The 271-nt window shown below is 39.9% G+C and carries 1 protein-coding gene; it reads right to left on the bottom strand.

The features are described 5' to 3' along the window. On the bottom strand, nucleotides 1-271 hold a 271-nt coding region (locus tag AAEY83_RS15195; protein WP_351060216.1), incomplete at both ends, for a tyrosine/phenylalanine carboxypeptidase domain-containing protein.

Raw genomic sequence — 271 nt, 5'->3', positions numbered from 1 at the left:
GCATCAACAGCATCAATATTTTTAGGGTCGTCAGGCAGTATGTCGGCTATAAGTAAATTTTGCAGCGGTTTATCTAGCATATTAGCTAGCTCAGAAAGTGAGGGCTCACCGGCATGAAATAAATCTTTAGGGTGACCAAATAACTCCACCGATAAGTCATGAAACTCTGGTGTGCCACGATACTCAAGCATGCTTAATACTGTTTTATACTCTGTGCACATTTTTCCCATGTATTGAGCTATGGGATTTAACTGACCCAATTGGTTAATAA

This window comes from Psychrobacter sp. TB20-MNA-CIBAN-0197 (assembly GCF_040309765.1).
Lineage (GTDB): Bacteria > Pseudomonadota > Gammaproteobacteria > Pseudomonadales > Moraxellaceae > Psychrobacter > Psychrobacter submarinus.
The sequence above is the reverse complement of the archived record's forward strand: the minus strand, read 5'-3'. Positions and strand labels throughout refer to the sequence as shown.